Below are 23,969 nucleotides of genomic sequence, written 5' to 3'. Positions count from 1 at the left end.
AGTCAGACGATTTCCACAGGCTCCTCTGTCACGACTGCGTCGACGATGCGGTACGACCGGAACTCGATCCGCTCGGGGTCACGGGTCGAGGCCAGGACGTAGTGGGCACCGGGTTCCGAGGCCAGCGAGATGTCCGTGCGGGACGGGTATGCCTCGGTGGCGGTATGCGAATGATAGATCACTATCGGCTCTTCGTCCTGATCGTCCATGTCGCGCCAGACCCGCAGCTGCTCCATGGAGTCGAACCGATAGAACGTCGGTGACCGCTCCGCGTTCTCCATGGCCACGAACCGCTCCGGACGGTCCGATCCGGCCGGGCCCGCGACGATCCCGCAGGCCTCGTCGGGATGGTCCCGCCGGGCATGGGTGATGATGGCCTCATACACGGCTCGATCGATGCGCAGCACGGGCCAACGGTACGACGAGTGGCATCCACCACGAGCCACGATCACGCTTACATGGCGAAGAATGCCTGCCCATGATCTGATTTTGCCCGCCTGGCGATCCTTGGTGCCACGCCGCCGGACGTCTGGATCACCGCAGGTCGTGTCACAGCAGAGCGTGGACAAGCTGGTCCTGCATGTCGCCGAGGAACAGGTACACCTCGACCACGGGTCGGCGCGGGTCCTGGCTTTCGACCTCGTACAGGGCATCGGCCGAGACGTCATCGGTCAGGTTGAGACGGGTGCCCAGAACCAGCCTCAGGTCATTGAGAGTGATCAACCAGTCCTGGACGGCGTCGTCGTCGAGCAATGCTCGGCCACCCGTGGCCGGGACGGTGGCCAGCACCCGGCGAGCGGCGTCACGCTTGCCCGCACGGATGTCGTCGGAGGTGCGGCGGCGGTAGTCGGCGGCGGCGTCCGGGTCGTCCGGATAGGCCTCCGGAAGCAACCGGGCCACCGCCGGATCGTCCGGTGCTGCCGGGGGCACGGCCCGCAGGCCGACGATCGCCTCCAGCGGGTCGGCCACCGGCGGCGGCTCCAGCAGCGCGTCGATCTGACTGATCAGCTCGACCAGCAACGTCGCCTGAAGCGGACCGAGGACTATCTCGATGCCGTTCTCGGTACGACTGAATCCGTTGGACACGCTCTCCCAACCAAGGTCAGCAGTGATCGACCAGGTGATCGATCAGGTGATCGACCGGACTCGCCGGGACATGGGCCGGAGTCCGGTCGACCGGTGGTACCCACACAGCAATCTGGGGACTTGGGCCCCGGCAGCGCGAAAGAAGCATGATCGCGCTGCCTTCGGCCCTCCAGCAGCGCAGCGACCGACACCGACTCGCGCCGCGCGGCACTTCACCCGACCGGGTATTTCCGATGGCCCTTCAGTCCTGCGCGACTGTGGCCCACAGACCGTAGGCATGCAGACGGGTGGCGTCACGCTCCATCTCCTCCCGGGTGCCGGAGGAGACGGTGGCCCGTCCCTTGTGGTGCACGTCGAGCATGAGGGCCTTGGCTTTTTCCCGGCTGAAACCGAACAGCTTCTGAAAGACATAAGTCACATACGACATCAGGTTGACGGGGTCGTTCCACACGATCGTGACCCAGGGCCGGTCGCGCTCGGCGATCTCGTCGGCGTCCAGGACGTCTTCGGGTGCGGCGGTGGCGAGTGACACGACCTCCATTGTGGCGCGTCAACGGGCCGGCTTCCCCCCGGGCCGCCACGCACGGGCGGAGAACCTGAGTTGATCTTCAATCGGCGAGATACGGACCTCACCGGAAACCATCTGGATCTGCTTCGACGGACGAACACCGCACCCCGCGCACCGCGCCGGGCGTCCCGTCCGGCGGGCTGGCGGCCGAGCGGCCGGCTGGCGGCCGAGCGGCCGGCTGGCGGCCGAGCGGCCGGCCGTGCCGAAGCCGGCACGGCAAGGCGGCGCGCCCTACGGGACGGCGAACACCGTCAGTTACCAGCAAGCGTACGGGGACGAGCTGTCGACCGCCACGAAGACCACGGTGTGGGTGCGACAGATACGCCCATACCCTAACAGCAGGTAACCGAAATGGTGTATTTAGTTGTATTCGGTCCTGATTTGGCTATCTTTTTAGTCACGGTTCGTTGCTCAATACAAAAGACCTCTTCGATAGCCGCCCAAGCCCGTCGCACGACACCTCGGACTCTTGCCTACAGATAGTGACAAGAACGCCGACGTCCCGCTGTGACCAAGCCGTACGCACGAACCCATTGCTCATATATGGCCTTTTTTGACTATATCCGTACGAATTCAGAAAAATCCGGCGGGCCGGGCCAGCAGCGGAGAGGAGTAGGCCGCCATGAACAACGGTGTCAGCTGGGGCTGAAACCAGAACGAAATGCGGCACAGAACGCATCACACACGCACCAGCGTCACCCGACAACTCCCGGCGGACAACCACCGCCACCGACCGGAAAGGAAGAGGGCATGAATGGTGTCAGTTGGGGCTGAGAACCGCTGTCGTATGGTGTCGGCGGCGTTCGCCGTGCCACCACTACCGGTCGGGCCGGTCGGGCCGGTCCGCGGAAGCCAGAGCCGGAAACCAGAAATGAGACCGGCCGGCAGCCGGCTCGCGGGAGCCGGCCACCGGCTGCTGAACGACGACGTCCGATCCGGCTAACGGGGCGTCGGCACACAAGTCGGACGGGTGTGCTTCGGCAGCTCCTCGCAATATCGGCATCAGCTCGCCGCGCCCCCGCCGCGTAGTACATGATCGGGGCGTAGTGAAGGATGTCCGTAGCGTCAGGATTAGGAGACACCGGGGGCGCCGCCACCCCAGGCGGCGTAACCCCGGTGGTCCGATCGTGCAACCTCCGCAGGCAGGACGGGAGCCCATATGGCCGTCGGCACGTGCGCACGGTTCATACCGTCCAGGTACCTCCTGGTGCTCGTCGTGGTCACGTGTACCGCGACGGCCGTGACCGCGAGCTGCCTGAGCCGCCTGCTGGACGCGCCTGAACCGGTCTCGTGGTGGCGGCTGGCCCTCGGGATCGCCTGCATCGCAATCGGCCCGATACCCCTGCTGCGGGTCCGCTCGGGGCACCACACCGGCGACTACGACCTCAGCGAGGCCGGCGTGGTCATCGGGCTGGCGCTGCTGCCCGCCCCCCAGCTCATCACGATCAGCGCGGCCGCGGTCCCGATCATGCACGCCGTCCTGCGCAGGTCGCCGGTGAAGGTGCTGTTCAACGGGGCCAGCGCCACCATCGGCACCGCGGTCGCGGCAGGTGTCCTATGGCTGCTGGGCGGGCGCGCCGGGCATCTGGAGGGCGCCGCGATCGCGCTCGCTGCTCCGGCCGGTCTCACGGTCTGCCTGTGGACCAGCCTGTCCGTGTCCATGGTGATCTCCGCGGTGAGGGGGATGCCGCTGCGCCGGACCCTGCGCGAGACCATGGGCATCAGCACCGTGATCGCGGCCGGCGGCATCGCGGTCGGCTGCGGAGCCGTCGCGCTCGCCTACACCAGCCCGGTGACTCTGATCGTCCTCCCGCCGATCCTGGTGGGTCTGGTGATGGTCTATCGGATGCAGGTCGACTCGGCCCAGCAGCGTGACCGCTGGCGGCAACTCAACGCGGCCGCGAAGGATCTCGCCATTCTGGACCGGACGGCCATCGAGGCTCGAGCGACCGAGATCGCCTATGAGATCTTCCGGCCGGACGGTGTGGAGCTCGTCGTCACCCCGGTCGTCACCCCGGTCGCCGCGTCTGTGCCGACGACGCCGGCGCAGCCAACCGGGTGCCCGCGGGGAGCCGACGACGTCGCCACCACCCTCACCGGGCCTTCCGGGCAGGTCGGGGTGCTGCGGCTGCACTTCGCCCGGCCGGCCCCGTGGAGGGAGCACGACCAGGCCGTCCTCGCCGCGTTCGCGAACCTGGTGGCACTTGCGGTCACGAACGCCAGCACCTACGCCGAAGCCCACGACCAGGCATTCCACGACGCCCTCACTGACCTGGGCAATCGGCGGATGCTCCAGCAACGCACCGCCCAGGCGATCGCCACCACCGCCGCCGGACCGCGCTTCGCCCTGCTGCTCGTCGACCTCGACCGGTTCCGGGACGTCAACGACACCCTCGGGCACGACGCCGGTGACCAGCTGCTGCGCGGGATCGCCGAACGGCTGCGGCGCAGCGTCCGCGCGGGCGATCTGGTGACCCGGATCGGCGGGGACGAGTTCGCCGTGCTGCTGACCGGGATCCGTGATGCCGAGGCCGCCGAAACCATCGCGTCCGCACTCACCAGGATGCTGGCCCGCCCGGTCAGCGTCGAGGGAATGATGCTCTCGGTCGAGGCGTCCGTCGGTATCGCCTGCCTCCCCGAGGACGGCGAAACCGTCGACGAACTGCTGCGCCGCGCGGACGTCGCCATGTACCAGGCCAAGAGGACCCACAGCGGTTATCGACGCTACCGGGCCGACGAGGATTCCTCCACGCTGGCGCACATGGCATTGATGGCAGACCTGCACGGCGCGCTCGACCAGGGCGACATAAGCCTGTGCTATCAGCCGCAGATCGACCTGGAAACGGGCCGGATCGTTGCTTTCGAAGCACTCGCGCGCTGGAACCATCCGGTTCTCGGCCTCCTTGCTCCCGACGCTTTCATCGGCGCCGTGGAACAGTCCGGGCGTATTGGCGACTTCACCCGCGCCGTCCTGCGGGAGGCGTTGTCCGCGAGTGGCCGGTGGCGTGCGGACGGCGCTCGCGTGGGCATTTCCGTGAACCTGTTCGCGCGTAACCTTCTGGAACCGGACCTGGCCACCGAGATCGCGCAGCTGCTGCTGGCGAACAGAATGCCGGCGTCGGCGCTCACACTGGAGATCACCGAACGGGCGGTCGTCATGGAATCCGCCACAACTGTGCGCTCGCTGGCCGCATTGCACGACCTCGGGGTGCGTCTCGCCGTGGACGATTTCGGTACCGGCTACTGTGCACTCAACGTGCTCGGACAGTTCGATCTGCACGAGGTGAAGATCGACCAGTCGTTCGTCCGTAACCTCTCCGGCGACCGGGCCAACTCCGCGATCGTGCGAGCGACGATCGCGCTGGCCCACGACCTCGGGCTGCGGGTCGTCGCCGAGGGCGTCGAGGACAGTGAGACGATCAGCGCTCTGTCCGTTCTCGGCTGCGATCTCGCCCAGGGGGCGTTTATCAGCCCCCCGGGGTCGGCTGAACAGGCCACCGCCCTGCTGCGGGATACTGGCCGGCTGGCGACCCCGCGATCAGCCGACGTGCTGCCGTTCCGGCGTCCCGCAGGTGAACGCAGAGGGACCGCCGCGCACGCCCGCAGGGCGCACCCGGCGACCGACGGAAGATGATCCGATACGGAGATGACCCGATACGCCAGGATCGTGCATGGGATCCGGCTGAGGTCCTAATGTGGTCGCGATGACCACGCTCACATCGCCGTCCGTGCAGCCACCCGCACCGGCGTCCACAGCTCTGCTGACCGACCAGTACGAGCTGACGATGCTGCGGGCCGCGCTGCGCTCCGGGGCGGCATCACGGCGGGTGGTCTTCGAGGTGTTCACCCGGGCCCTCCCAGCCGGGCGCCGGTTCGGCGTGATCGCCGGTACAAGTCGCCTCCTGGAGGCGATCGCGGCGTTCCGGTTCGGCCCGGCCGAGACCGCCTACCTGCGCGGCAACGGGATCGTGGACGACACGACCGCGGACTACCTGGCCGGATACCGGTTCGGCGGGGACATCCACGGCCTCGCCGAGGGCGAACCGTTCATGCCGAACACTCCGGTGCTGGTCGTCGAAGGCACCTTCGCCGAATGCGTCCTGCTGGAGACCCTGGTGCTGTCCGTGCTCAACCACGACAGTGCGATAGCCAGCGCGGGCGCCCGGATGGTCGCCGCGGCCGCGGGCCGACCGTGCATCGACATGGGCTCCCGCCGCGCCCACGAGCAGGCGGCGGTCGCCGCGGCCCGGGCCGCCTACCTGGTCGGGTTCACCGCCACCTCGAACCTGGAGGCGGGCCGGCGCTGGGGCATCCCCACGACCGGAACGGCGGCGCACGCATTCACGCTTGTCCATCCGTCCGAACGCGAGGCGTTCATCGCCCAGACCGCCGCGCTCGGAGCGGATACGACGCTCCTCGTCGACACCTACGACGTGCAGGCGGCGATCGCCACCGCGGTGGAGGTGGCCGGACCGGCGCTCGGCGCGGTCCGCCTCGACAGCGGCGACCTCACGGCGGTGGCCCGGGCCACCCGTGCCCAACTGGACCGTCTCGGTGCGAAAGCCACCCGCATCATCGTGACCGGGGACCTCGACGAGCACGTCATCGCCGCGCTCGCGACCTCGCCGGTGGATGGCTACGGCGTGGGCACCAGGCTCGTCACCGGTTCGGGCGCGCCGACAACAGGGTTTGTCTACAAGCTCGTCGAGGTAGACGGGGCAGCAGTCGCAAAGGCCTCGGTGGGTAAGAGCACCAGGGGCGGGCGTAAACACCTGACCCGCCGGCACGACCGGAACGGGGCGGCGGTCGCCGACGTGATCACGACAACGACCCGGGGATCCGGGCCTCCCGGACCTCCGATCGGCCCCGGCTCTGCCACCGGTACCGACGCCGCCAGTGGCGCCGGCCGTATCCCGATCCCGCCCGGTCCGGACGCGGGCACACCCTGCCTGGAGCGGCCGCTGCTGGTACCGCTGGTGCGCGGCGGAAAGGTTCTGGACACCGCCGGGACGGCCGCCCAGGGTCTGCTCGCCGCTCGGGCCCACCACAAGGCGACCCTGGCATCCCTGCCGACGCACGCGCTCCACGTCACCTATGGTGGACCGTGCCTACCGGTCATCACCGCCGGACAGCAGACGGAGCCGCAACCCGGGCAACCCGGGCAACCCAGACGGCATTAGCACTTCTCCCGGGCAGCGTTAGCACTTCTCGTACGAGTCCGCGCCCCGGTCGGCATGGTTGGACCGCACACTGGGGCATCGTGAGACCTGGCATATCGAACGGCGCCCCGGTCGGCAGGGACCCCGCCGACACGCCCCCTGTCGACAGGGTCCCGACTGGCCGAGCCCCCGCTGACCGGTCCCCGGACGCGCTCACGGACAGGTCGCTGTCGATCGCGGTGACTGTCGATGTCGTTCTGCTGACGTTGCGTTCCGGCCAGCTCTGTGTGCTGGTCACGCAGCGGAACTCGCCACCGTTCCAGGACGACTGGGCACTGCCCGGTGGCTTCGTCCGGGTGGACGAGGATCTGGACTCCTCGGCCCGGCGGCAGCTCGCCGAGGAGACCGGAGTCGCCGCTTCCGGCCATCTTGAGCAACTGCGCACCTATGGACGGCCGGACCGCGATCCACGGGCACGAGTCGTCAGCGTGGCCTACCTCGCCCTGCTCCCGAACCTGCCGCCCCCACCGGGAGCCGATCGCGACGGGCCGACGGCACGCTGGTGGCCGGTGGAGGACCTGGGCTCTGCGGACGGCCCGGTCCTCGCCTTCGACCATCCGACGATCGTCGCCGACGGCGTGGAACGAGCCCGCAGCAAGCTGGAGTACACCCCGCTCGCCGCCGCATTCTGCGAGGAGCCGTTCACCCTGGCCGAACTCCGCCGTGTTTACGAGGCGGCCTGGGGAGCCCCGCTCGACCCCCCCAACTTCCGTCGCAAGGTGTTGTCGGCCCCCGGATTCGTGGTGCCGGTCGGCGCCCGCGCGGCGCCGCGCGGTGGGGGACGCCCGGCCGAGCTGTACCGGCGGGGCTCCGCGACGGCCCTGCACCCGCCGCTGTTGCGCCGGTCCGTGTGAGCGGCGTCGCCGTTGTCGATCGGCGGGTTCCGGCCGGGATCCGACAGCCAACCATGGCGCAGGCAACCGTGGCTGAGCCGGCCGCGGCTGAGCCGGCCGCGGCTGAGCCGGCCGCGGCTGAGCCGGCCGCGGCGCAGTCGCTGTGCCACGGGCGGACCCGGCTTCCCACCCTCGACGGGATCACCTGGGATCATCGTCGGCGTGCATCCCGATGCCAGTAATGCAGGAATATTTCTCGTCGTTGTCGGCGGCACGCTGTTCGCGCTCCTGGTACTGGGCCGCCGCGCCGGACGGAGCCTCGCACGTGAGCTCTGGAGCCGCTTGGGACTCCTCCGCTGGATCATCCTGCTGATCGTCGTCGTGGTCTTCTTCGATCTCGCTGACGGCGTCGTGAACCGATGATCCATATCGTGCGGCCTTTGGCCGGCTGGGGCCCGATCAAGATCTCCGGAGCGGGCCGGGAAACCTCGAAACGGCCGAAGAATAGGACTGCCCGGCTCGCGACACCCCGTCCTTCTCGATCGCCCTCAATAGATTGTCAGCGGAACGTGTGATTCACTTCACCGGAAGCAACATTTTCGTTGTACCAGAAGCAACCCTTTTGTGGCTATGAGCTATCAGTTGGCCGACTGGCTATGCTCACTTCCAGTAACCCCGAAGCTGGACGAAAGGATCGCGGGTGACTGGTCAACCATGGCTGTGGACGCCTCCGCACCAGGCATCGCGACCGACCGGCGTGGGGCTCCTTCTCCGCTCCTACCGGCAGACATTCGGTCTCACCCAGCAACAACTCGCCGAACGGCTCGGCTTCGACCAGTCCTATGTCTCCAAGGTCGAAAGCGGCCGGCGCGCCATCCACGACATCTCCACGCTGCGTCACATCGCCCGCCGGCTGTCGCTGTCACCGGAGGACGTGGGCCTGGCCGCGGGTTCCCTGGTCGAAGGCCGCCGGGACACCGCCTCCGCCGATCCGCTGGACGAGCGGATCGCGGCGAGTCAACGTACCTGGCGCCTGACGCGCGACTACCTCAACCACCATCGGATCAGCCTGGCCCGGACCGCCGCCCAGCTGTATCCGGAGCCCTACCGGCTCGGCAACGGCCTGCTGACCCGGCCCGGCTGGATGTGGGACGAGCCGGTCGACCTCGCCGACATCGGGCTGGAGTGGTCCGATGCGGTCACCCCGCCGACCGTCTCGGGAGCAGGCGCCGACACCGAGCACCTTCGCCCGCTGACCGACGGCGGGTCCACCTTCGGGACGTACACCCGGGCCATGCGCGATCTCGACCGGCCCACGCTCTTCGAGAACCGGCTGAGCTTCCGCATGCTCGAGACCGCCCACTCCGAGCCGGACGGATCGCGGCTGACCTTCGGTCACACCACCTATTTCGACGCCCTCGACGTGTGCGAGTCGGTCGCCCACGAAACGGCCGCGGCCATGCTCGGCGGTGGGCTGTCCTGGCCTGTGCTGCCGTTCCGGCGCCGCATAGGTGATCCGTTCGATCTCGGGCGGCGGGTCACCTTGCCGTCCATCAACACGTTGACCATCCGCCACGACCAGACCCGGGCGAGCTTCATGCTGCACCGCCGCAGCGCCGGCTCGGTGGCGACCGCCGGCGGCGTATACCACGTGCTGCCGGCCGGGGTGTTCCAACCGTCCGGGATCTCCCCGTGCCACCACGAGACCGACTTCGACCTCTGGCGCAACATCATGCGCGAGCTGAGCGAGGAGTTGCTCGGCAATGCCGAGCACGACGGCAGCGGCTCCTCCCTGATCGACTACGACAACGACGAACCTTTCCGTTCCCTGCAGCGGGCCCGGCAGTCCGGCTGCGTCCGCGTCTGGTACTTCGGCATGGGTGTCGACGCGCTCACGCTGTTCGGTGAGATCCTCACAGTCGTGGTTGTGGACGCCGACGTGTTCGACTCGCTGTTCGCCGGGATGGTCCCGGTGAACGCCGAAGGATCCGTGGTCACCACAGGTCCGCATCGGCGGGCGTCGGAGGGCATCCCGTTCACCCACGCGGCTGTCCGCCGGCTGATCGAACACGAACCGCTCGCCCCCTCGGCAGCAGCCTGTCTGGAGCTCGCGTGGCGCCATCGCGAGACGCTGCTTCCGGGGTTGCGCATGCGGCTCGCTTCCTGAGCCCCGTCGACATCGTGCGTGTTCTTGTGACCGGCGCGGCCGGTTTCATCGGCGGGGCGGTCACCGACACCCTGGCCGCCGCGGGCCATCAGGTGACCGCGCTCGTCCGCTCCGAGCGGTCGTGTCCGCAGTTCGCGCCGGGGGTGGAGGTCATCGCCGCCGACCTGGTGGACGTCCACGAACTCGAGGTCGCCCGGCTCGACCGTGGGTTCGACGCGGTCTGCCACCTCGCCGCCCTGACCCGGGTGCGCGAGTCACAGTACGACCCGTTGCGGTACTTCGCGGTGAACGTGACGGGAACCGTGAACCTGCTGCGTCTGCTCGAACGCGGTACCGAGGTCTGCGGGATCGCGCCGGTCGTCGTCCTGGGGTCGACCTGCGCAGTCTACGGCGTGCCGGAGATCCAGCCCATCCCGGAGACCGCGCCCCAGGCACCGACCCACCCCTACGGAGCCTCCAAGCTCGCCGCCGAACAGATCGTCGTCCACCAGGCCGCGACCGGTGGGATCGGCGCGGTGGTGCTGCGCTCCTTCAACGTCGCGGGTGCCGCGGGGCGGCACGCCGACAACGACCAGAGCCGGATCATCCCGGCGGCGCTGGCAGTGGCCTCCGGGCGCTCCGAGCTCTTCCACGTCAACGGGGACGGGGCGGTGATCCGCGAGTACGTGCACGTGGCCGACATGGCCGAGGCGTACCTCGCGGCCCTGGACGCCGTCCGGCCCGGCCGCAGCAAGGTCTTCAACGTCGGCACGGGCGTCGGGGTCAGTGTCGTCGACGTCCTCGACGCGGTAGAACGGGTCACCGGTCGTGCGCTGCGGCGGGTACACCGTCCGCCAGCGGCGGAGCCGCCCGTGCTCGTCGCGGACAGCGACCGCATCCGGGTGGAGCTGGGATGGCAGTGCACCCGCTCGACCATCGACAGGATCGTTGCCGACGCCTGGGACGCGGCGACCTCGCGGGCGTCGGCCAACGCCACGTCCAGATGATCGCGCTTCCGGCCGCCTTCCCTGTCAGACGACTTATAGCGATAGTTTCGTCACAGTAGCCTCACTTCGGGGCAGCTCTCGGGGCCGGGTTGCGACGTTTAGGGGTCCCACGGCACGATGGACGGGCATTATGGACCAGTGGGGGCGGCCATGACGGCCTCTCCGGCGGGTCCGGTTCGGAGCTTCAATGTCGCGGCTTCGTGTCGAAGCTCGAGCATCACAGTCTTCCGATCATGCGCGTCCGGCATCGGCTATGACCTCTCGTCCTTGGACGAAACCAGTGGTTCTAGTTAAACCTGGGCATATCGCAACCTCGCCGTCCTGGATGCGCAAACGAAGGATGCGGGAGCACGGCCTCCTGCACGTCCAGAGACATCAAGATCATTAAAGGAGGTGCCTGTGGGCCGTCCATATCACGTCTACGACTATGACGGGGAGCATCTGGGGTCATTTGCGACGTGGGATGCCGCGCACGACTGGGCTCACCTGCAGGCGGCACTGGGTGGCGTGCTCGCCCCGCTGGAGATCGAAGACCGCCGCAACCGGATCGGCCGGCGGCTGTGGGCGGAACGCTGTGAGTTCACGTGCTGGCAACAGATTGAGCAGGACTATGACATCGACGACATTGGTAACATTCACGGGTGTGCCATGAGAAGTCCTGCAATGCTCACACTTGCCCCACCTCATCAGCGACGACCCGTCTGAAGCAACTCAGGCGTACCCGGACGTCGGCCCGGCGACACCCGATCATCCGGGCAAACAGCTCTGTGACGTCGTCCGTTGACCTGACGAAAGGTCCTGCAGCCGTGTGAAAGTGCCCGCATAAGGCACCTGACATCACGAACCAACCATCCATCACGAGCACCCTCGGCACAGCCGATGCAGCACGCATCCATGCTGGGCACTAAGCTGACCTACGCTGATCGAGGCAGGCCGGCTGTGCCGGAACCGACGCGTGTCGAACACGGTAGTCGCCACAGCCGCAGCGCCTTTGGGGGAGAGACACAGGGTGGACAAACAGCCTGCGGGCGGACAGCACCCCCGGCCGACGTCTCGAGTGGTCGTCGACATGGTACGTGCTGTGCGCGGCTGGGTCGTGGCGGTCGCGGGCGGCGTCCTGCTGTTCGGTTGTTACCTGGGTGTGTCCGCGGAAACCGATCCCGGGCGTCAGCTCCCCTACTTCGCCTCCGGCGGACTCGGCGGGCTCGCGCTCGTCTTCCTCGGCAGTGCCCTGTTGATAGCCGACCAGATCGATGCCGCCTCCAAAGGACGGGGACGCCTGGACCGCCAGGTCGACGAACTGCACACGCTGATCGTTGCCGCAGCCTCCGCCCCTGTGTCCTCCATCCCCGCGGCGGCGACGGAGCCGGCGGCGGGCAGCCACGACGACGGCAGCCTGTTCGCGGTGCCCGCCGGTCGGACCTACCACCGCCGCACCTGCGAAATGATCGCCAGCAAGCCGGCACAGCCCGTGGACCCGGATCAGATCGCCGCTCGCGGCCTGACACCCTGCACGATCTGCGAACCAAAGATTGACGCGTGAGACGCGGACGGGCTGAGGTCCCCGGGCCGCCGCAAGGCCAAAGGCAGCACGATCATGTTTCTTTCGCGCTGCCGGCGGCCCAGGTCTCCTGGCTGGCACAGGGCCAAAGGCAGCGCGATCATGTTTCTTTCGCGCTGCCGGCGGCCCAGGTCCCCGGGCTGCTGCGGGAGCATCCGCGGTGAGAAGCATCGATCTGGCATTCGCTGGGATCTCCATCGGCGCGATCGCCGCGCTTTCTGGCATCGGCCTGCTCGTGACCTACCGGACCAATGGTGTCCTCAACATCGCCCAGGGCGGCATCGCAGCCCTGGTTGCCTACATCTTCCGCGCGATGGTCGTCGATTGGAAACTTCCTGTCCAGACCGCCGCGGTGCTCTCTCTCGTGGTCATTTCGCCATTGATCGGCATCGTGCTCGAGCGGTTCGTCTTCCGCCCGCTGGCCCGCCGGCGCGCGTCCGCGGCCGAGTCCCTGGTGGTGAGCCTGGGCGTGCTCGTGCTCACCGTCGGTATGACGGCCGGGATCTGGGGCCTGGGGTCCCGCAACGACGCACCGAGCCTGTTCCCCGAACGAACCGTCCCGCTGCCGGGGGGCAGCCGCATCGGCGTCGACGCGCTCGCCGAACTCGCCCTGGTCGTCGCCGTATGCGTGACCCTCGGCCTGGTCACCACCCGTACACGCTTCGGCAGGCAGGTAAGGGCTGTGGTCGACGACCGCCAGCTCGCCGAGCTGTCCGCCATTCCGGCCGACCAGGTCGCCGCGGCCGGATGGGCCGTCGGCACCACCCTCGCCGGCTTCACCGGCATCCTGCTCGCGCCCCGCCTGCAGCTCACCCCGTACGGACTCACCCTGCTGGTGCTGGAGACGTTCGCGGTGGTCGTAGCCGCCCGGCTGGCCAGCCTGCCAGGTGCGGTGCTGACCGCCCTGGCCATCGGGATCCTGCAGAGCGAGCTGAGCCAGTTCCAGGTGACCGGTGAATTCAGCGCCTTGTACCTCGCTGTGCAGTCCAACCTGTTCGTGGCCGCGCTTCTGGTCCTGCTGCTGCTGGTCCCCCGGCTACGCGAACTCGGCGGGGACGCGGGTTCCACCGGCCGGTTCTCCAGCCGCGGGGCACCGCAGGCAGGCCGGGCGAGCCTCACCGACCAGCGCCGGGACATCCTCGGGAAGTTCGGCGGTGCCGTGCTGCTGTCGGCTCCGCTCACTTTCGCCCCCACCGACCTGCGCGACGCGTTCGCCGTGCCGGCTCTCGCCCTGATCTTCCTGTCCCTGGTGATCGTCACCGGTTACAGCGGACAGGTCTCCCTCGGTGTCGCCGGCTACGCCGGGCTCGGTGCGCTATTGTCCGCCAAGCTCGCCGCCGGTGACCTGTTCGGGCTCCCCCCGCTGCCAAGCCTTGTCGCGTTGCTGCTCGGCGCGCTGCTGGTCGCCCCGATAGGCCTGCTCACCGGCTACCCCGCCATCCGGCGACGCGGGCTGGCGCTCGCCCTCACCACGTTCGCGGTCGGAGCGGTCGTGTCCCGCTTCGTCTTCCAGCAGCAGACGTTCGTCTCGGGACTGCACGTCACGCCGCTGTCCATCGCCGGGCACACGCTGTCCGACCGCTGGTTCTACGTCGTCGAACTGGCCTGTCTGGGGCTGGGTCTGCTCGTCGTACGTAACCTCCACGAGGGACGTCTCGGGCGGGCGCTGCTGGCCGTGCGTGACCACACCGAGGGTGCGGCCGCGGTAGGCGTCGACGTGCGCAACCTCAAGCTGCTGTCCTTCACCGTCTCGGCCGCGGTGGCCGGCCTGGGTGGCGCCCTGCTGATGCTCGGCTACGCCTCGTTCGACGCCGACACCTTCTCCCCGCTGAACAGCCTGCTCTGGTTCACTGCGGTCGTCGTCTTCGGAGCCGACAGCGCCGCGGGCGCGGTGGTCGCGGCCGGCTTCATCGTCACCATCGACACCCTCGCCCCCGCCGGCTCGGCCACCCTGGCCGTGGGCATCCTGGCGCTGACGTTGGGCTGGCTGCCCGGCGGTCTCGCGTCCGCCGTCCGTCACCTGGTGGCCGAGTTGGGTAACCGGATCGTCGAGGACCTGACCGAACCGGGCCGGGTCGGGTCAGCGAGCACAGGCGCGGGCGCGGACACCGTCCGGACCGCTGCCGCAGCGTCCACCCAGGCACGTTCCACCACATCCACCACATCCGCCGCATCCAGAACACTCGTTGTCTCCACCCCACTCACCTCCGTCACGTCCGTGGCATACCGGCGTCCGGCCGGTGGTGCGGGCGCCCCCACCCTGACGCCCTTCGGAGAGGCGCTGCTCACCCGGGTACGGCAGGTCGCGCACACCCCCGGGAAGGCACCATGAGCGGAAGGGCACCATGAGCCGCGCGGAACTCACCGGCCATGGTCTGGTGCGCCGCTACGGGGGGCTCACCGCGGTCGACAACGTCGACATCACTGTCGCGCCCGGTAAGGTCACCGGGTTGATCGGACCGAACGGAGCCGGCAAGTCGACGCTGTTCAGCCTGCTCACCGGCGTGGAAAAGCCCGACAGCGGCAGGGTCGTCCTCGGTGGCCGCAACATCACCCGGATGCGCCCGGACGTCCGGGCACGCTACGGTCTCGTCCAGACCTTCCAGGTACCGTCGTTGTTCACCAGCATGACGGTCATGGACAACCTGCTGGTCGGTGCCGAGAACAGGCACCGCGACTACGCCGGCGGGTTGCTGGGGCTCGCGCCACACGGCAGTGCCCGCAGCCGGCGGGTGGTGACCCGCACCCTGGAATCCCTCGACCTCGCAGGCATCGCCGACACGACCACGGGAACGCTGCCGACCGGAGCGCTGCGCCTGGTCGAGCTCGCCCGCGCCCTGTGCGCCCGTCCCGACGTCCTGTTGCTCGACGAGCCGGCCAGCGGGCTGGACGGGCAGGAGACCGAACGGCTGTCCGGGCTGCTGCGGCGGGTCGCCGTCGAAGGGGTCGGCATCCTGCTCGTGGACCACGACGTCGAGCTGGTCTTCTCCGTCACCGACCAGGTGTACGCGATGGTCGGTGGTCGTATCGTCGCCGAGGGTGCACCGGCTGTCGTCCGTGATGATCCGACCGTCCGGGCTGTCTATCTCGCGCAGGGGCCGCTGGCATGAGCGCTGAACTGGTACTGACCGGGGCACGTGCCGGTTACGGAACCATCGAGGTCCTGCACGGGCTCGATCTGACGGTTCCCACAGGGAAGGTCACCGCGCTGCTCGGGGTCAACGGCGCGGGTAAGAGCACCACGTTGCGGGTACTCGCCGGCGTGTTACCGCTGCGATCGGGATCCCTGGCCTGGCGGGGCAGGACAATCACCAGGATGTCGGCCCTGGACCGGGCCCGCTCGGGTCTGATGCTCGTCCCGGACGAACGTGCGGTGTTCGCAACCCTCACCGTGCGCGAGAACCTGCAGGTGGTGGTGGAGGCAATCGGGCAGCGGAACATCTCGCCGGCGCTGGAGGCGTTTCCCCGGCTGCACGAACGGCTTGCCCAACGGGCCGGGACGCTGTCCGGAGGTGAGCGGCGCATGCTCGCCCTGGCCCGTGCCCTGCTGGCTCGGCCCAAGGTGCTGCTGGTCGACGAGCTGTCACTCGGCCTGTCGCCCAAGGTTGCCAGCGAGCTGTTCGCCTGGCTGGCAACGGTCGCCCTCGGCGGGACGACGGTGGTTCTCGCCGACCAGTACACCAAGGACGCGCTCGGGCTCGCCGACGTCGTCTACGTCCTGCACCGAGGCGAGTGTTCGTTCGTCGGGGATCCCGCGGAGCTGCACCCGACGACCGTGTCCGCCGCCGAACCGGTCTGAGCGTCCCCCGGCGCCGGTCGAGCCGCTCAGGCTGGCCCGGCCGGTAGTCACATCCACCGGCCGGGCAGCAGGTTCACTCAGCCTTCACCGGGCCTTCACTCAGCCGGGTATGGCAGGTTCGGGACGGTGAAGCAGTTGGTGTTCATGTCCGTGACCCGGGTTGCCCAACCACCCTTGCCACCGCCCGCCGAATCCTCCCACTTGGCGACGTTGATGCAGTTGGTGTCGGAATCCGGCGGAGTCGCAAGCTTCGTGAAGTTGCGTGCGGTCAGCAAATCATCACCGTTGTAATCCTGCGGACGGTTCAGATACTTCTCGACGCATACGCGGGTGAGGTCGGCATCACACGACTTCATCGCGTCGGTGAGCCAGAGGGCGGACGCATAGCCCTCAAGGGTCCATATGCTCAGCTTGCCCTCGCGTGCGGGCTGGTACTTCGCCATGTCCGCACGGAACCTGGCCACCGCAGGGTAGTTCGTGTCGTTGTAGTTACGGGTCGTACTGATCGCGTAGGTGGTGTTACGGCAGCCGGGCGTGTCCGCGAAGGTCTTCCCGAAGGTGTCGGTCCACCCCTGTGACGTGGTCACTTTCGCCTTGACGGTGAGCCCCTGGGCCTGCATCGACTTGCACAGGGACAGGTTGCCGTTGTCCTCCATCGCGTCGAAGATCACATCGGCCCCGCGGGCCTTCATGTCCAGTACGGCGGCGTCGAAGTTCGGGGCGAAGTAGTTGATCTCTTTTTCGACGACCGTGTACCCCTCATGGCGCAGACCGTCAGCAACCGACTGTGCATAGCGCTGGGACGGCGCGACGTTGTAATACACGACCCCGGCAACCCTGGTACTCAGGTTGTCCTTGAGCCACCTGTAGTTCTCGGTGCCGGCGTAGAGCTTTCCGTCGTAGCCTGCTCGCTTTCCGTCACGCGGATAATAACTGCCATAGATCGAATAGAGATGCGGGTACTGGTCGTAGGCATTGCTGGTCGGCTGGCCCCCGACGTCCGGCACGCCCTTGGAGTTCAGGTACGGCGCTCCGGCGTAGTCGAACGCCGACACCCCGGCCAGGGCGAAGACCTTCTCGTCGTCGACGAGCTTGCGCACACAGGCTGAATTGTCCGGCCCACTGCCGTGATCGTCGCACTGGACGACTGTGACCTTGCGGCCGTTGACTCCGCCGGCGGCGTTGAGCGCGTCGAAGTACGCCTTCGCGCCGTACAGGGAACCGGAGAACGTCTCAGGCCCCAGCGGGCTCGTCAGACCGACGATCACACCGATTTTGATGTCGTTCGCCGTCACGCCGGTATCCGACGCAGTGTTCACCCCACCGCCCTGGGTGGGGCTGCCAGACGGTGTGCCCGAGTCGTTCACCCTGCTCCCGCAGGCCGAAAGCGCAAACACGGACAGCGCGGCTATGACGACGAGCGACCTCGCTCGTATGGGCATGCTCTCCCCCGGGATCGTTGGTTACCCAAGACGCTATTGCGCCGGCTGGGGCCCCGCGCGTCGCGCTCCCGACAAGCGCGGGCCCAGCGCTTCCTGATCGTCAACGGCCGCTGAGGAGCATCCGTTCGGCTGGTGTGCCCACAGACCCGCTCCATCACCACCGGCACCATAGCTGTCCGGACAACGTCACCTGCATGAGGCCCGCTCAAGGAACGGGCCGGTCACCTGCGTGACGCCCGTTCAACGTCACCGCGTGCGCCTGTTCAAGGAACGGCCTGGGTGTCACCGGCCACCACGGCGACCGACCCCGGCCAACTCCCCGGATCAATGGCCCTGGCGTACCCGAAACCGGCGCCACCACCGCCGGTGCGACACCGAAGGGGTGGGATGTGGTGACACCCGCATGTCGTGCTCCCCGACGATCTCATTCTCGCCACTCCCGGAGTCGGCCGACACATCGCCGGAGGCTTCACCACCGGGCACTTCGACACCGGACGCTTCACCGCCGGAGACCTCGGCACCGGACGCCGACGCGGCGGCGGACGGCACCGCCGCCACCACGGGCAACTCCTGGTCACCACCGGCCACGGGCGGTTCCTGACCACCACCGGCCGCGGGCGGCTCGGCTGCGACAGGTTCGCGAGCTTCGGCGTGCCCCGCGGCCTGCGCCACCACGGACGTCCCACCCGCCGGAACCTCGACGGCCGCGGTCTGCGTCCCGGCCGGCACAGGATCCTGAGCAGGTGGTGCCGCAGCCGGCGCTGCCTGCTCGACCGCCTCGACCGCGCCGGCCTCCTCGGCGAGCCCGCTCTCGCCGGCCGGGGAGGCAGACGGCGTCCGGACAGTCTCCTCCGCGGGGGGTGAAATCTCACTCGACGGCTGTGCCGTCTTCGTCACCCCCACAGCCGCCGGCGGCTGCCGCACGCCCTGGTCCGCGGCCGGCTGCCCACCGGATGTGGCCACGGGCGCAGCCGACACTGTGGACGCCGCGGGCGCCGCGGCCTTCCTGCGGGACGCGCGGGGTGCCCTCGCGGCCTGCTCCGGCTTCGGTGCCGGTGCCGGTGCCGGTGCCGGTTTCGGTGCCGGTGCCGGTTTCGGTGCCGGTGCCGGTTTCGGTGCCGGTGCCGGTTTCGGTGCCGGTGCCGGTGCCGGTTTCGGTGCCGGTGCCGGTGCCGGTGCCGGTGCCAGTTTCGGCGGGGCAGCCAGACCGGCATCTGAACGATCATCGGACCCGGCGGCAACCGTGACCGGGCTGCTCTCCTGGGATCCATGATCGACAGCCGGCCGGGCCTGTTCGTCCGGCTGCGCCGAGGTGGGTCTGGGGTAGGCGTCGTGCTGCGGCAACAGGCGGTTGACGATGCGACCGTTCGGACCCGGCGCGCGGTGCAAACGCCCATTGTCCGACAAGCGCCGACAGACCTGGTTCACGGTCTGGCGGCGCAACTCTAGTGCTTCCGCCAACTGTCCGTCGTCCAGGCCGGCCGGAACCCTTGCCAGCCGCTCAAGAATGCGGTCCGCGACAGTAGACACGAACATGAACGCTATACGCCATCGAACATGGGGTTGCAAACAGGGTGGGTCGACTTCGATGCTTGCCGTCCGACCGTGGCGGCTCCGGCGCTCCCCGCGAACGACCGGCGCGGAACCGTGTCGCCCCGGTGGCCGGCTATGCGCGCGTTAGCCGCGGGCCATCAAGGGAATGGCCACGAAGGACAAGACCGGCCGCCATGGTCCGTCCCTTGTGATTGAGGATCGGCCGGACAGATCCTGAGAGCTTTGATCCAATCAGGAGGCAGCGATGACGCAGCCGATCCCGGACGGCGACAACAGTGTCGACATCGATTACTTCTACAGCGTCTACGTCAACACGTACGGAAGTCCGCTTGAGCAGTCCGAGAGTCTCGACAGTGACGGCCTGGGCTCGACCGACCGCGGTTTCGACCCGCTCGATGACGGCTGGGATCCTCCGGACCGCTTCAGCGCGGGTGAGCGCTTCGGTACGACCGCCCAGGAACAACGCATCGGCGAGTCGCTGGACTCGCTGCTCGCCCAGGAGCAGCCCGAACCGGACCCATATACCGAGGCGGCGCGGCTGGAGTCCGGTGAGGTCCTGGAATTCGACGTGTACGCCTCGATCGACGACGCTGTCGAGCGGCCGCTGAGCCTTGACGGCGAAAGGAACCCGGATGATTCACCGACCCTGCTCACCGACGACGAGGGCGTGCGCAACGTGACGACGGGCGAGCTTGTCGCGCGTGGGCCCGTCGGCGGTCGTAGCCGCGGCCGCGACGAGACCCGGCCGGCAGGCGCGCCAGAGGAGGACGCGGTTCGCATCCGCACCGCGGAATGATTTCGGATCGAAGATCTAAAATGGGCTTTCGCCCCGGCCTCCGCCCTTTCATCCCGCTCGGTGGAGGATGGCCGAAGGCGCCGTCGCAACAGTGCGGGCATGCAATTAGTGATAATAGTTTCACCCTACGTTAAATCCCGGACGGAAATCGCGCGGGCGAGGAGGAGCGATGGCAGGTCCGGTCGACCCGCTCGCCCGGCGCGGCGGGGACGCTGCCCAGGTGCGGGCACATGACGTCCAGCCCCCCACAGGACCGGTATCCCCGGTACCGATGTCCGCAGCGTCGGTCTCCCCAGCGCCGGCCTCCACGGCACCGGCATCCCAGACGCCGGTCTCCGCCGACGATGCGCCCGGATACGAGGGGCTGGCAACGTTCTGTCACCGCCCGTGGATGCCGGCGCTCGACGATCTCGCGGCCCGCCGTCCGGACGTCGCGGTGATCGGCGCGCCATTCGACATCGGGACCACACACCGACCGGGCGCACGCTTCGGCCCACGGGCACTGCGCGCGCTCGCCTACGAACCCGGCACCTACCATCTCGACCTCGGCATCGAGATCTTCGACTGGCTGGACGTGGTGGACGCCGGGGACGCCCGTTGCCCGACCGGGCAGACCGAGGCGTCGCACCGCAACATCCGCGCGAAGGTCGGCGGCGTGGCGAGCCTCGGGATCATCCCTGTGATCATCGGCGGTGACCACTCCATCACCTGGCCGGCGGCGTCCGGGGTCGCCGAAGCGGTCGGCTGGGGAGAACTCGGCCTGCTGCACTTCGACGCGCACGCCGACACCGCCGACATCGTCGACGGCAACCTCGCCTCGCACGGGACGCCGATGCGCCGGCTGATCGAATCCGGGGCGGTACGCGGGCGCAACTTCGTCCAGGTGGGGCTTCGCGGCTACTGGCCGCCGCCGGACGTGTTCGCCTGGATGCGCAAACAGGACATGCACTGGCACCTGATGGACGAGGTCTGGGAACGTGGATCACGCGCGGTCGTCACCGACGCGATCGCCCGGGCCGTGGACGGCTGCCGGGCGCTGTACCTGTCCGTGGACATCGACGTGCTCGATCCCGGCTTCGCGCCCGGCACCGGGACGCCGGAACCGGGCGGCATGACCCCCGCGGACCTGCTGCGCGCCGTCCGGCGGATCGCTCTGGACACCCCGCTGGTCGCCGCGGACATCGTGGAGGTCGCACCCCCATACGACCATGCCGACAACACCGTCAACAACGCCCACCGGATCGCACTCGAGGTGTTCGCCGCCCTCGCCCACCACCGGCGCGCCGCCGCGGGCGGCGTCCCCGACCTGCCCGGACGCGACCCGCGTCAGGAACGCCCATAACAAACCACCCGGCCGACGGCATCGACCCGGACATCGCCGCACCATCGGTGACTGGCAGGCCCCATCTCCGCACCACCGGTGACCGGCAGGCCCCGAGAAGCTCAGCCCCGGCCGAAGAGTAAACAATCATGCTTCTGTTCGCGCGCCCGGCGGCCTCGAGGAACCCAGCACGTAGCAGGCGATCGCCGCGGTGGCGGCGACGTTGAGGGAGTCCACGCCGTGCGCCATCGGAATCCGTACCCGGGTGGTGGCCGCGGCCAGGGTGGCCCGGGTCAGACCGGGGCCTTCCGAACCGAGCAGCAGCGCCAGCCGGTCACCTGGACCTGCCGCGAGCTCGCCGAGCGGCACGGCGGCGGACGGTGTGAGCGCGACCAGCACGAAGCCACAGTCCACCAGCAGGGACAACGCCGCCGGCCACGGATCGAGACGCGCATACGGGACGGCGAACACCTCCCCCATCGACACCCGCACCGACCGCCGGTACAGCGGGTCGGCACAGGAGGGGCTGAGCAGGACCGCGTCCATCCCGAGCCCGGCCGCCGACCGGAATATCGCGCCCAGGTTGGTGTGGCTCACGATGTCCTCGCAGACCAGCACCCGCCTCGCCGTGGCCAGAACATCCGCCACCGGGGTCAGCGGGCGGCGGCACATCGACGCGAGCGCCCCGCGGTGCACCTGGAACCCGGTGATCGTGGCGAGCACGTCCGGACCGGCGAGGTAGACGGGGACACCCGGCTCCAGATCGGCTGGGACGGTTGCGACCTTTGACGGCCCGACCAGCAACGATCGCGGACGGTAACCAGCGCGCCGGGCCCGTTCGATGACCATCTCGCCCTCGGCGATGAACAGGCCCTCGGCTGGTTCCCGCCGCCGCCGCAGGGCCACGTCGGTCAGCCCGATGTAGTCGCGGACCCGCTCGTCCGCGGGATCGTCGATCTCTATGACGTCCAATCCGCTCCCATCTCCCAGCCAGGCCGCGTACCCCGCAGGACGCGTCCATCACGGCAGTCACGGCAGTCACGGCAGTCACGGCAGTCACGGCAGTCGACACCATGCTGACGCGGCGGCGAAACCGCGGAGCGGCACAGGAGGCAGCAGAATCGGTGCCCATGACCGCGCGCATCCCGGCATCCGTCAACGGCAGGGGCACCAGCGGCGGCGGCGCTGTCGCCGGCATCGCGGTGGCCGCGACGGCACGCGGCGCGCACCCGGTCGACCTGCTCGTACACGGCGCCGAACTGGTGGCCACCGTCGACGGGCGGCGCCGGGAGCTGCCCGGCGGCTGGGTCGCGATAACCGGCGGCCTGGTCAGCGCGGTCGGGACGTCCGCCGACCCGCTCCCGCCGGCCCGGCGGACGTTGGACGCGACCGGCTGCCTGGTCACCCCCGGCCTGGTGAACACCCACCATCACATCTTCCAGAACCTCACCCGGTCGTACGCGCCGTCGGTGTCCGGTTCGCTGTTCACCTGGCTGCGGACGCTCTATCCGTTGTGGGCGCGCCTGGACGAGGAGGCCGTGCACGTCTCCGCCTACGTCGGCCTGACCGAGCTCGCGCTGGGTGGCTGTACGACCACCACCGACCACCTGTATGTCCATCCGCGCGGCGGCGGGGACCTGATCTCGGCCGAGATAGCTGCCGCCCGCGAGCTTGGGATGCGCTTCCATCCGACCCGCGGGTCGATGTCACTGTCGGTGAAGGACGGCGGGCTGCCGCCGGATTCCGTCGTCCAGGATCCCGACGACATCCTCGCGGACTCGGCGGCCCTCGTCGCCGCCCACCACGACCCCTCCCACGGCGCGATGGTACGGATCGCGCTGGCGCCCTGTTCGCCGTTCTCCGTCAGCCCCGAGCTGATGCGGGCCACCGCCGAGCTCGCCGAGCGCCTCGACGTGCGGCTGCACACCCATCTCGCAGAGGACCCGCAGGAGGATGACTACTGCCTGGCGACCTACGGCCGGCGTCCGATCGAGCACTTCCGTGACCTCGGCTGGGGCGGTGACCGCGCCTGGGTCGCCCACTGCATCTGCCCGAACGCCGCCGAAGTGGCACAGCTGGGGGCCTGGGGCACGGGGGTCGCCCACTGCCCGAGCAGCAACATGATTCTCGGGGGCGGGCTGGCGCCGGTCGCGCAGCTGCGGGCCGCCGGCGCGCCGGTCGGGCTCGGCTGTGACGGCTCCTCCTCGGCGGACGCCGCCTCGCTGTGGCTTGAGGCGCGCACGGCGATGTTGCTCGGGCGGCTGCGGGGCGGGGCGGGCGCCATGTCCGCCCGGGACGCCCTCGAGATCGCCACCCGCGGCGGCGCCGCCTGCCTCGGACGGACCGGCGAGATCGGCGAGCTGTCCGCTGGCGCGGCCGGTGACCTGGTCGTCTGGCCGCTGGACGGGATCGCTTTCGCCGGGGCGCTGTCCGACCCGGTGGAGGCGTGGCTGCGCTGCGGCCCGGTCGCCGCCCGGCACACGGTCGTCGCCGGCAGGACCGTGGTGGAAAACGGCGCCCCCGTCCACCCCGACCTCGACGACATGCTGCGCCGGCACCGGACGATCGCCACAGCCATCCAGCGAAACCCCTGACCCCCGGCGGACCGGGCCCGGAGCCGGACCGGATCCGCCGAGC

At 69.1% G+C, this 23,969-nt stretch carries 22 protein-coding genes; 16 read left to right on the top strand and 6 right to left on the bottom strand.

The window, feature by feature from the left end; genetic code table 11:
• Nucleotides 1-2 precede the first annotated feature (2 nt).
• The 3 genes from CV1CTNOD_RS05930 to clpS all read right to left on the bottom strand — a co-directional run bounded on the left by CV1CTNOD_RS05930 (nt 3) and on the right by clpS (nt 1,627).
• Nucleotides 3-407: a Mov34/MPN/PAD-1 family protein gene (locus tag CV1CTNOD_RS05930; protein ID WP_131785159.1), complete on the bottom strand. Its 405-nt coding sequence runs from the start codon at nt 405-407 to the stop codon at nt 3-5.
• A gap of 142 nt (nt 408-549) precedes the next feature.
• Nucleotides 550-1,086 carry a DUF2017 domain-containing protein gene (locus CV1CTNOD_RS05925; protein ID WP_131785158.1) on the bottom strand — a complete coding sequence of 179 codons (537 nt, stop codon included), beginning with the start codon at nt 1,084-1,086 and terminating at the stop codon, nt 550-552.
• A gap of 241 nt (nt 1,087-1,327) precedes the next feature.
• Nucleotides 1,328-1,627, bottom strand: a complete 300-nt coding sequence (gene clpS, locus CV1CTNOD_RS05920) for an ATP-dependent Clp protease adapter ClpS (protein WP_206442995.1) — start codon at nt 1,625-1,627, stop codon at nt 1,328-1,330.
• A 1,186-nt stretch (nt 1,628-2,813) separates the two neighbouring features.
• Here clpS and CV1CTNOD_RS05915 point away from each other — a divergent pair.
• The 12 genes from CV1CTNOD_RS05915 to CV1CTNOD_RS05860 all read left to right on the top strand — a co-directional run bounded on the left by CV1CTNOD_RS05915 (nt 2,814) and on the right by CV1CTNOD_RS05860 (nt 16,219).
• The gene (locus CV1CTNOD_RS05915; protein ID WP_131785157.1) at nt 2,814-5,288 is read left to right on the top strand and encodes a putative bifunctional diguanylate cyclase/phosphodiesterase; all 2,475 of its coding nucleotides are present in this window, start codon (nt 2,814-2,816) and stop codon (nt 5,286-5,288) included.
• A gap of 70 nt (nt 5,289-5,358) precedes the next feature.
• Nucleotides 5,359-6,834 (top strand): nicotinate phosphoribosyltransferase, encoded by a 1,476-nt coding sequence (locus CV1CTNOD_RS05910; RefSeq protein ID WP_131785156.1) that lies wholly within the window; start codon nt 5,359-5,361, stop codon nt 6,832-6,834.
• A 206-nt stretch (nt 6,835-7,040) separates the two neighbouring features.
• Nucleotides 7,041-7,727, top strand: coding sequence for an NUDIX hydrolase (locus CV1CTNOD_RS05905; protein WP_207386220.1), 687 nt, complete (start codon nt 7,041-7,043; stop codon nt 7,725-7,727).
• Nucleotides 7,728-7,928: 201 nt separating this feature from the next.
• Nucleotides 7,929-8,129 (top strand): hypothetical protein, encoded by a 201-nt coding sequence (locus CV1CTNOD_RS05900; protein ID WP_165485332.1) that lies wholly within the window; start codon nt 7,929-7,931, stop codon nt 8,127-8,129.
• A 277-nt stretch (nt 8,130-8,406) separates the two neighbouring features.
• The gene (locus tag CV1CTNOD_RS05895; RefSeq protein ID WP_131785155.1) at nt 8,407-9,873 is read left to right on the top strand and encodes a helix-turn-helix domain-containing protein; all 1,467 of its coding nucleotides are present in this window, start codon (nt 8,407-8,409) and stop codon (nt 9,871-9,873) included.
• A 14-nt stretch (nt 9,874-9,887) separates the two neighbouring features.
• Nucleotides 9,888-10,859, top strand: coding sequence for an NAD-dependent epimerase/dehydratase family protein (locus CV1CTNOD_RS05890; RefSeq protein WP_131785183.1), 972 nt, complete (start codon nt 9,888-9,890; stop codon nt 10,857-10,859).
• A gap of 399 nt (nt 10,860-11,258) precedes the next feature.
• Nucleotides 11,259-11,564: a hypothetical protein gene (locus CV1CTNOD_RS26310; protein ID WP_242606406.1), complete on the top strand. Its 306-nt coding sequence runs from the start codon at nt 11,259-11,261 to the stop codon at nt 11,562-11,564.
• 304 nt (nt 11,565-11,868) lie between these two features.
• Nucleotides 11,869-12,402 carry a hypothetical protein gene (locus CV1CTNOD_RS05880; RefSeq protein ID WP_131785154.1) on the top strand — a complete coding sequence of 178 codons (534 nt, stop codon included), beginning with the start codon at nt 11,869-11,871 and terminating at the stop codon, nt 12,400-12,402.
• A complete protein-coding gene (locus CV1CTNOD_RS05875; RefSeq protein ID WP_131785153.1) occupies nt 12,399-12,584 on the top strand; it encodes a hypothetical protein in 186 nt (61 codons plus the stop codon). The genes CV1CTNOD_RS05880 and CV1CTNOD_RS05875 overlap by 4 nt, the downstream gene beginning before the upstream one ends.
• Nucleotides 12,581-14,752, top strand: a complete 2,172-nt coding sequence (locus CV1CTNOD_RS05870) for an ABC transporter permease (RefSeq protein WP_131785152.1) — start codon at nt 12,581-12,583, stop codon at nt 14,750-14,752. The genes CV1CTNOD_RS05875 and CV1CTNOD_RS05870 overlap by 4 nt, the downstream gene beginning before the upstream one ends.
• A 13-nt stretch (nt 14,753-14,765) precedes the next feature.
• Nucleotides 14,766-15,530 (top strand): ABC transporter ATP-binding protein, encoded by a 765-nt coding sequence (locus CV1CTNOD_RS05865; RefSeq protein ID WP_131785151.1) that lies wholly within the window; start codon nt 14,766-14,768, stop codon nt 15,528-15,530.
• On the top strand, nt 15,527-16,219 hold the full coding sequence (locus CV1CTNOD_RS05860) for an ATP-binding cassette domain-containing protein (RefSeq protein WP_131785150.1): 693 nt from the start codon (nt 15,527-15,529) through the stop codon (nt 16,217-16,219). Before CV1CTNOD_RS05865 ends, CV1CTNOD_RS05860 begins: the two co-directional genes overlap by 4 nt.
• 95 nt (nt 16,220-16,314) lie before the next feature.
• Here the strand turns inward: CV1CTNOD_RS05860 and CV1CTNOD_RS05855 are convergent, their stop codons facing one another.
• Nucleotides 16,315-17,655, bottom strand: coding sequence for an ABC transporter substrate-binding protein (locus tag CV1CTNOD_RS05855; RefSeq protein ID WP_131785182.1), 1,341 nt, complete (start codon nt 17,653-17,655; stop codon nt 16,315-16,317).
• Nucleotides 17,656-17,985: 330 nt separating this feature from the next.
• Nucleotides 17,986-18,624 (bottom strand): hypothetical protein, encoded by a 639-nt coding sequence (locus CV1CTNOD_RS05850; RefSeq protein WP_131785149.1) that lies wholly within the window; start codon nt 18,622-18,624, stop codon nt 17,986-17,988.
• Between CV1CTNOD_RS05850 and CV1CTNOD_RS05845 the strand changes: the two genes are divergently transcribed.
• From CV1CTNOD_RS05845 to speB, 3 genes are all read left to right on the top strand, one after another.
• On the top strand, nt 18,617-18,934 hold the full coding sequence (locus tag CV1CTNOD_RS05845; RefSeq protein ID WP_131785148.1) for a hypothetical protein: 318 nt from the start codon (nt 18,617-18,619) through the stop codon (nt 18,932-18,934). The genes CV1CTNOD_RS05850 and CV1CTNOD_RS05845 overlap by 8 nt on opposite strands.
• Before the next feature lie 525 nt (nt 18,935-19,459).
• On the top strand, nt 19,460-20,011 hold the full coding sequence (locus tag CV1CTNOD_RS05840; RefSeq protein ID WP_131785147.1) for a hypothetical protein: 552 nt from the start codon (nt 19,460-19,462) through the stop codon (nt 20,009-20,011).
• 169 nt (nt 20,012-20,180) lie between these two features.
• A complete protein-coding gene (gene speB, locus CV1CTNOD_RS05835) occupies nt 20,181-21,353 on the top strand; it encodes an agmatinase (protein WP_131785146.1) in 1,173 nt (390 codons plus the stop codon).
• Between the two features lie 126 nt (nt 21,354-21,479).
• Here the strand turns inward: speB and CV1CTNOD_RS05830 are convergent, their stop codons facing one another.
• Nucleotides 21,480-22,304 (bottom strand): TrmH family RNA methyltransferase, encoded by an 825-nt coding sequence (locus tag CV1CTNOD_RS05830; RefSeq protein WP_347402898.1) that lies wholly within the window; start codon nt 22,302-22,304, stop codon nt 21,480-21,482.
• A gap of 158 nt (nt 22,305-22,462) precedes the next feature.
• Here CV1CTNOD_RS05830 and CV1CTNOD_RS05825 point away from each other — a divergent pair, with 158 nt between their 5' ends.
• On the top strand, nt 22,463-23,926 hold the full coding sequence (locus CV1CTNOD_RS05825) for an 8-oxoguanine deaminase (RefSeq protein WP_431607078.1): 1,464 nt from the start codon (nt 22,463-22,465) through the stop codon (nt 23,924-23,926).
• Nucleotides 23,927-23,969: the final 43 nt, after the last annotated feature.

The organism is Protofrankia symbiont of Coriaria ruscifolia, from assembly GCF_900634745.1.
Taxonomy (GTDB): Bacteria; Actinomycetota; Actinomycetes; order Frankiales; family Frankiaceae; genus Protofrankia; species Protofrankia californiensis.
This window is presented reverse-complemented; position numbering and strand designations above follow the sequence as displayed.

What these genes read in the sequence shown, in the direction of transcription:
- clpS (WP_206442995.1), bottom strand. Translation starts at nt 1,627, where the DNA reads ATGGAGGTCGTGTCACTCGCCACCGCCGCACCCGAAGACGTCCTGGAC.
- CV1CTNOD_RS05915 (WP_131785157.1), top strand. Translation starts at nt 2,814, where the DNA reads ATGGCCGTCGGCACGTGCGCACGGTTCATACCGTCCAGGTACCTCCTG.
- CV1CTNOD_RS05910 (WP_131785156.1), top strand. Translation starts at nt 5,359, where the DNA reads ATGACCACGCTCACATCGCCGTCCGTGCAGCCACCCGCACCGGCGTCC.
- CV1CTNOD_RS05865 (WP_131785151.1), top strand. Translation starts at nt 14,766, where the DNA reads ATGAGCCGCGCGGAACTCACCGGCCATGGTCTGGTGCGCCGCTACGGG.
- CV1CTNOD_RS05860 (WP_131785150.1), top strand. Translation starts at nt 15,527, where the DNA reads ATGAGCGCTGAACTGGTACTGACCGGGGCACGTGCCGGTTACGGAACC.
- CV1CTNOD_RS05840 (WP_131785147.1), top strand. Translation starts at nt 19,460, where the DNA reads ATGACGCAGCCGATCCCGGACGGCGACAACAGTGTCGACATCGATTAC.
- speB (WP_131785146.1), top strand. Translation starts at nt 20,181, where the DNA reads ATGGCAGGTCCGGTCGACCCGCTCGCCCGGCGCGGCGGGGACGCTGCC.
- CV1CTNOD_RS05825 (WP_431607078.1), top strand. Translation starts at nt 22,463, where the DNA reads ATGACCGCGCGCATCCCGGCATCCGTCAACGGCAGGGGCACCAGCGGC.